The sequence below is a fragment of the Nostoc flagelliforme FACHB-838 genome (assembly GCF_014698065.1).
Taxonomy (GTDB): Bacteria; Cyanobacteriota; Cyanobacteriia; order Cyanobacteriales; family Nostocaceae; genus Nostoc; species Nostoc flagelliforme_B.
In genome coordinates, this window is record NZ_JACJSI010000085.1 from 19831 (window position 1) to 27509 (window position 7679).

Genomic DNA, 7679 nt, shown 5'->3' on the forward strand with positions numbered 1-7679 from the left:
TCTCCCCTACTTCTCCCCGATTTATTTGTATTTATTAAATTGTCCACTAAACAACCGAACAAGGATTTATTACCATGATTCAACCAAACAATACAAATGATGTACAATCTCAAATCATTGCTAAAGCTTTAAGAGATTCCAGTTTTAGACAATCCTTATTTAACGAGCCTAAAGCAGCAATCTCCCAAGAATTAGGTATAGATATTCCTGATTCAATTAACATTCAAGTACTACAAGCAAATGATACAAATTTGTACTTAGTACTTCCAAGCGCTAATGATGATGAAGGTGATGCAGAACTATCTTTAGAACAACTAGCATCTGTAGCTGGTGGCAGAGGTAGCACAATTTGTAGCTGGAGTAAGACGTGTTTAAATTCCTAATACTTTTAATGTTTTGACATTAAAGTGTAAGGATTTTTATGAGATGTAGGGTGTTTTAAACGCTATTTAAAGTGCAGCTATTGACATTGTTTATAGCTGTCACCCTGTAATTCAATATGAAAACAGGTAGCTTTATACACCCTACTAATTCTAGTTTTTGAGTTTGTCATTAATTTTCTTTCTTCTATTGTCTGTTAATAATGACGTATTGGGAATTAATCTTTGTTTAAATTCCCTTACGTATCTCGTTGTTTATTCTTTTTCTTAAATAAATCATGGAAAAAAGTTTAGAAAAATCTTTAAATTATATTATCAATAAATCTAGCACTATAGAAGAACGTCTAACTTGCGGCTGGACTATTGATGAAATCCAAATCAACAAACAACTGGCAAATACTCGCCTGGACTATTGGTGTCGCATTGCAGCAGAAGGCAATGAGACAAACTTTACTAGGCGTCTAGCTTGGCAAAATCTTGATTTAGCTCAAGTTATCCCAGTTTTGGGTGCAACTAAATTTCCCAGTAGTGCAAATGTCCCCAGTTGGGCTGAAACTTTAAAAACTATATTAGAAACAACAGCATCCTTTCCCATTCCAAATTTAAGAGATTCTGATTCATTAGATAGATGCTTTGATTTTCAGCATCCAATTCCCTTTGAAGAATTGTTTTTACCATTTATTAAAATTGCTAGACAAAAATTAATTGCTCAAGTGGATAGTAATGCTTATTCACATCTTGCTGAGACAGCACATATTTGTTTTGAGCGCAGCTTACTAAAGAGATTGTCTTATACTTGCAGTCAGGCTCTTCATTTAGAATTTAGTATCTTTCGCAATTTTAGGCAGTCTGCACTTAATACTTTATTCCAACAAATTAAGAATGAGAAAACAGGGAGGGAAAAATATTTAGATTTTATTGAAAATCTACTCCAAGGGCAATTATTAGAATTTTTCCAAGAATATAGTGTATTAGCTCGATTAGCTGCTACAGTATTAGACTTATGGGTGAATACAACGGCTGAATTTATTCAACGTTTAGCTACTGATTGGGATTCAATTCAGCATCAGTTCCATAGCGGGGAAGAATTGGGAGAAGTAGTTGTTATCCAGTGTTCTATTTCCGATCCTCATCAGCAAGGACGCTCAGTTTTTATCCTGACATTTGCATCAGGAATGAAATTAGTTTACAAACCTAAAGACTGTGGTGTAGAAGTAGCTTACACTCAATTTTTAGATTGGTTAAATCAACAGGGTGTGCCTTTATCCTTTAAAGTGCTTCAGGTATTAGATCGTTATCAATATGGGTGGATAGAATTTGTAGAACAATTACCTTGCAACAATCCAACAGAAGCACATAATTACTATCAACGCATGGGTATGTTGTTATGTTTATTGTATGCTTTGGATACGACAGATTGCCATAACGAGAATGTGATTGCTCACGGCGAGTATCCTGTTCTAGCAGATATGGAATCCCTCATGCAGCCTCGTCCACAAGTTGATGATGAGCAGAATGATTCTACCGGAGCAATTTCTAAAGCCAATCAGCAAATAGCAAATTCTGTGTTGCGAATTGGTTTATTACCTTGGTGGGAATTTGGGCCAGATGGTAGGACAGCCTACGATTTCAGCGCCATAGGAGGTACTTTAAACCAACAAACACCCTTTCGCCAACCGAGATGGCAAAATATTAATACTGATCGGATGAATACGATCTATGATTATGCAACCATAGGGGTTGAGAAAAATGTTCCTCTGTTGGATGGTGTACAGCTTTCACTGACAGACTACACCGGAGAAATTGTTGGTGGTTTTGCTCAGATGTATCACTTTCTGCTAGAGCAGAGAGAAGCAATTTTAACTGCCGATAATCCTTTGGCAAAGTTTAAGCATCAAGAACTGCGATTTATTTTTCGAGATACTCGAGTCTATGGAAGTTTGTTATCTAGGACATTAGCACCTAAATATCTTAGAGATGGTATAGACCGCAGTATTGAGTTTGATGTTCTTAGTAGAGCTTTGATCACCTCGGAAAAAATACATCCATTTTGGCAGGTGTTGAAGTATGAACTACAGGCTATGGAGCAGTTGGATATACCTTATTTCACGATGCTTTCGGATAGCCAAGATTTAAGACTTTCACAAAATGAAACTATCAAAAACTGTTGTCCGCTAGATAGTTTGTCTGTAGTAAATCATCGGTTTAGACAACTAGGAAATCAAGATTTACAACAACAAATTCAGTTGATAAAAGGCTCGTTATACTCCCATATTGTCCGTCATGAAAGTACAAACACAGATGAAGGCAAGGATATATCTCTAGATACAATCGCTGCTTTAAGTAATGAAGATATACTACAACAAGTCATGGCGATCGCATCTGATATCAAAGATCGGGCCACTTATGCTGAGGACGGTAGTGTCACCTGGATTGGTTTTCGTTATGTCTTCACTGCCCAGAGATTCAAATTACAGCCGCTAGATTATAGTTTATACAGTGGCATTACTGGAGTAGCCTTGTTTTTTGCTGCCTTAGCTAAGGTGACAAAAGATGCAGAATGGCACGATTTAACACTGAGAATTTTGCAGCCACTACGTCAAAAATTGTCCAGTAGAGAGTTTAACAAAATAGCTCTGGATATGGGCATTGGTGGCGCTGAAGGTTTAGGCTCACTAGTTTATGCTTTTGTCAGAATTAGTCAATTAATAGATGAGCCTGCGCTCATAGAAGAAGCAGCATATATTGCCTCATTTATTAGTCATGAACAGATTACTACAGATGAATATTTAGATGTAATCGCAGGGGTTGCTGGGACAATTTTAGGATTGTTGGCATTATACAACGTCACTGGTGACTCAGGAATTTTGAAACAGGCGATCGCTTGTGGCGAACATTTACTAAAGCAGCGTGTTTTTACTAACGGCAAGTATCAGGCTTGGAAAACCATTGACGAACAAGTAATCATTGGATTTTCTCATGGAGTCACAGGCATTATTCATGCGTTGTTACAGTTATACACAGCGACTAAAATACCATTCTTTTTAGAAGCTGCTGAGGAGGGAATTGCCTATGAACAATCAGTTTTCCATCCCCAAGCTAAAAATTGGTTACAAGGTGAAAATCCCGAAAATATGCGAATTGCTAGCTGGTGTTATGGTTTCACTGGTATTGGTTTAACTCGCATAGCCAATTTGGGCATTTTGGATAACAAAGAAATACGCCAAGAAATAGAAACATCTGCTCAAGTTATCCAGAAGTTTGACATGAATGGAGCAGATTTTCTCTGCTGTGGCAATTTAGGAAAAGTAGATTTCCTTTTAGAAGCAGCACACCGCCTTTCTCGGCCAGAATTACGGCAAACTGCCCAACAGCAAGCAGCTTGGATAATTAAAAGATCCCAATCTGCGGGAGGATTCTATCTATTTTCTAGGAAACTTTGCGATATTTACGATCCAGGTTTCTTTTTAGGAGTATCAGGTATTGGTTATCAGCTATTGCGGCTGATAGATAGCGAAAACCTGCCTTCAGTTTTGATGTGGGCATAAAAATATTTTAGTTTAACTAAGGATTTGTCTTATGGCAATATTACTTAAATATCAAACAAAAGATTGTTTAGTTAAAGGTCTGGACTTTCTCCTGAAAAATCAATTACCTCATGGAGAGTTTAAAACCTTCATATCTTTTGATCCGGAAATGCGGGAAAACTGCCAATATCTCAGCACAACTTATATTACTACTTTTGTCCTCTACTCTCTCGGTTTTATCAATAGTCCCAAAGTTAGTACAATCCGAGATAAAGCTTTGCAATTTCTCTCCCAAGAAATGGAACCACCTGCTATTTGGCGTTTTTTTGGTACTAATCGTAACATTAAAATATCTGGGGGAAGGTTCGTTTACTATACACCAATTGGAATTTTACCAGATTTAGATGATACAGCTTGTGCATCATTTTGTTTAAAAAGTAACGGCTTTGATGTGCCGGATAATTTAGATATCTTTTTGAAGAATAGAAATAATGATGGATTGTTTTATACTTGGTTGCAAGATTATCCTAAACACCCAGAGTATACTAAACGCACACATTACATAGCGCCTCCAGAAAATGATATTTGTAGCGGAGTTTTAGCAAATATTCTTTTATATCTGGGAGATAATGAATATACCCAAAATGTAAGTGATTATTTAAATCAGTTGGTTTTGGAAGATAAAGAAGCCGAATCTTTTATCTATTTTCCGAATAACTTTGCGCTGCCTTATCTTATGTCTAGGGCTTATGCTAACGGTGCAAAATCAATGCAGAAATCAGCAAAGAAAAACATAGAAAAAATTACCAACTCGTTTGCAAATGATGGTTCGATAAATCGAAGTCCATTATCAACAGCTTATGCCATCTGTACTGCTTTCAATTACGGTATTTTAGGTGATTGGGTACATCAAGCAATTATCTATCTCAGCCAAACTCAGAGCGAAAATGGCTCTTGGTTTAAAGAACCTTTGTGCCTTATAGAATCACAGGTAGATGGCGGAACACTTCACTATGGCTCAGATGAATTTACCACAGCCATTTGTTTAGAAGCTTTGAGTCGTTATGAAAATTGGTTACAAAACTAGCTTAAATTGACAAACTATGAACAGTCCATTAACAGATTATCTCACAGCGATCGCTTCTGATATTCCACCTGCCTTGATCGATTCTGAAAGTTTGACGAATATTCAGCAACTAGTTAAAGAACTACCAGCAGAACTCACTTCTTTATTTGGGTTTGAATGTCGTTTAGGTAAAAATCAAGATGCAGTGGACTTCTTATTATGTACAAGGCATTGTCAAGTTGGTTCACAAATCTTAACAGGCACTCATCCCAAAACAAAATTACCAGAAAGATTTTTCACAAATCCAGTTTGGCAGAAAGTTCGTAACTTTTCTAGTCTTTGGACTCAACCGAATTCACTACTGAGTCAAAAAGTCGATAATGTTTGTCTAGAATTTGATATTGATAAAGAAAACCCTGATATTCCTGTTCCTAGTTTTTTTATTGGTGTTAAAAATCTGCGTCAAGAAATTTCCCAACCAGATAACTACTACCAATGGGTTGAGCAGTCATTGTTAGATTTAATGTTGGATGATCAATTACCAACAGACGTAAAATCAAAGGTACGGGAATGTTTCACGAAAGTTCCCAACGAAGGCAGAATATTTCACATCGGTTTAATGCTGGCGAGAACTACTAATTCTGTGAGATTATGCCTTTCTGGTCTTTCTGGCACGGAAATTTTAGAATATTTATATAGTATTGGCTGGGAAGATATCAGCGGTAATTTTTCCCAAGTGCTTCTAAATATTTCTGATTTAGTTGACAGATTAGCTCTTGACATTGATGTGAGTACAACAGTGAATTCTAAGATTGGTGTAGAGTGCTATTTTGATTCGTTGACGCTAACTGACAATAATCCTAAATTGAATAAATTTTTAGAATATCTGATCAAAAATGACTTATGTACACCTGCCAAAAGCGATGCTCTTCTACAATGGCGAGGATATAATACGAGAAATACACAAGAATTTTGGCCTGAACATCTCTTAGCGGCGGCTGAATTACTCCAAGGGAATTTTATTAGTACCATCATTAGGGATATTAACCATATCAAGCTAGTTTATAGTCCTAACTCTCCACTGCAAGCTAAGGGCTATATATTAGTTGAACATTACTGGTCACACAAAAAACAGCAGAAACAAGCCGCAGTTACTGGTTAATGATTATTAGATAGTAATCTGTTGGTAGAATCTATTGTCAGCGACTTTTTAAGATTCAGTCTGAGATTAGACATAGATAAAATACATAATATGATGATTTTGAAACAAAATATTTTGTAATAATGGGTGAACGCGTTCGCGTTAGCGTCCCGTAAAGAAGGAGGTGAGCAAGTTCTCAAACAGGTCAAACACTCTCGTGATCGTAGCTAGCAGCAACCACAACCCGGAAACCCACAAGGTTGCTCCTACTGTCACGTTTGTAAGAACTGCGAACCGCAGAACGGCAGTACCCCGGATCGTTGCGCCACGAACCACCACGCAGCAGCCGCTTATCATTTCTACTCATCCAAGGGCTACCGTCTGCTGGCGCTCCATTATAATTTTCGTGCCAAGCATCTTGACACCATTCCCATATATTGCCATGCATATTAAATAAACCAAAGGAGTTTGGTAGAAATTTTCCGACATCTATTGTTTGCTCACGATATTCCCCCTTTGTCCCAGCACCATAAGTATAGTTACCGTTATAATTTGCTAAATCAGTCGTAATTGTCTCACCAAAATAAAATGGGGTAGTAGTTCTGGCACGACAGGCATATTCCCACTCTGCCTCACTAGGCAAGCGATAGATTTTTTCAGTCTTGTGAGATAATCTGGCACAAAACTCAATTGCATCATTCCAAGACACATCCTCAACAGGTAGATTAAGATTAGCGTTTGTGAATTTGGATGGTTGGAGATTTTCTAAATCAATATTTACCTTTTCCAGCGCCGCTACAACTGCCCATTGGCTTTGTGTAACTGGAAATTTACTCATAAAAAAAGGTTGAACGGTAACAGTGTGCTGGGGGCCTTCAGAATCGCGTCGTTCTGGTTCACTTTCTGGGGAACCCATCAAGAATTTCCCGCCAGGAATTGCAACCATTTCTATAACTACCCCATAACCCAAATTTTCTGAGAAAAACTCCGCTTGTGTGCGATCGCGGTTGATTTCACAAGTTTTTCCTAAGCCAAACAATCCTGATTTTACAGTTATAGTAGCGGTTTCAAACTCAAACGACCGAGTTTGAATACCTAGGGAAGATAGCGGTTGAAAAACATTTTCAGATAATTCACTCTCTAGTTTTTCCTTTAATTCCGCTTGCTGCCTTTGATATTCGGCTCTTTGTTGCTCTTGGCGTATTCTTTCTATTTCCTGCTGCTGGCGCTCATATTCTGCTTGTTTTGGCACAAGCACTCGCTGTTTTATTGAGGCAATATCCTCATCCCTCAGTCCTAGATGTTGTTGATATTCTTCCAACTCCTCCTCGTCAAAAGGATATTCTTCATTGACTGCACGAATTAGCGCTGCTTCATACTGAACTCGTTTACGTTCATACTCCTGATATGGTTGCAGAACTTCTTCTCGAATTGCCTTTGCTTCATTTTCAGCAGGACTTACGCAACTGGCACAATGCGAGCGCCAATTACTAGTACATAAGTATTATTTGAATCTGATTCCGAATGCCTTGTATTTGTAATAAAAGCTGGTGTATTGGAAGCAA

General features: G+C 37.6%; 5 protein-coding genes. 4 read left to right on the top strand and 1 reads right to left on the bottom strand.

Annotation, left to right across the window (positions count from 1 at the left end):
• Window positions 1–74 precede the first annotated feature (74 nt).
• The 4 genes from H6G97_RS27755 to H6G97_RS27770 all read left to right on the top strand — a co-directional run bounded on the left by H6G97_RS27755 (window position 75) and on the right by H6G97_RS27770 (window position 6135).
• Window positions 75–383, top strand: a complete 309-nt coding sequence (locus H6G97_RS27755) for an NHLP leader peptide family RiPP precursor (RefSeq protein ID WP_190943791.1) — start codon at window positions 75–77, stop codon at window positions 381–383.
• Between the two features lie 275 nt (window positions 384–658).
• Window positions 659–3928, top strand: a complete 3270-nt coding sequence (locus H6G97_RS27760; protein WP_190943792.1) for a type 2 lanthipeptide synthetase LanM family protein — start codon at window positions 659–661, stop codon at window positions 3926–3928.
• A 31-nt stretch (window positions 3929–3959) separates the two neighbouring features.
• Window positions 3960–4994, top strand: a complete 1035-nt coding sequence (locus H6G97_RS27765) for a prenyltransferase/squalene oxidase repeat-containing protein (RefSeq protein WP_190943793.1) — start codon at window positions 3960–3962, stop codon at window positions 4992–4994.
• 16 nt (window positions 4995–5010) lie between these two features.
• The gene (locus H6G97_RS27770) at window positions 5011–6135 is read left to right on the top strand and encodes a hypothetical protein (protein ID WP_190943794.1); all 1125 of its coding nucleotides are present in this window, start codon (window positions 5011–5013) and stop codon (window positions 6133–6135) included.
• 184 nt (window positions 6136–6319) lie between these two features.
• Here the strand turns inward: H6G97_RS27770 and H6G97_RS27775 are convergent, their stop codons facing one another.
• Entirely contained in the window at window positions 6320–7435 is a 1116-nt protein-coding gene (locus H6G97_RS27775) for a formylglycine-generating enzyme family protein (RefSeq protein ID WP_242055306.1), read from the bottom strand.
• Window positions 7436–7679: the final 244 nt, after the last annotated feature.

Bases quoted from the DNA above. Each gene is read 5' to 3' on its own strand.
- H6G97_RS27765 (WP_190943793.1), top strand. From the start codon at position 3,960: ATGGCAATATTACTTAAATATCAAACAAAAGATTGTTTAGTTAAAGGT.
- H6G97_RS27770 (WP_190943794.1), top strand. From the start codon at position 5,011: ATGAACAGTCCATTAACAGATTATCTCACAGCGATCGCTTCTGATATT.
- H6G97_RS27755 (WP_190943791.1), top strand. From the start codon at position 75: ATGATTCAACCAAACAATACAAATGATGTACAATCTCAAATCATTGCT.
- H6G97_RS27760 (WP_190943792.1), top strand. From the start codon at position 659: ATGGAAAAAAGTTTAGAAAAATCTTTAAATTATATTATCAATAAATCT.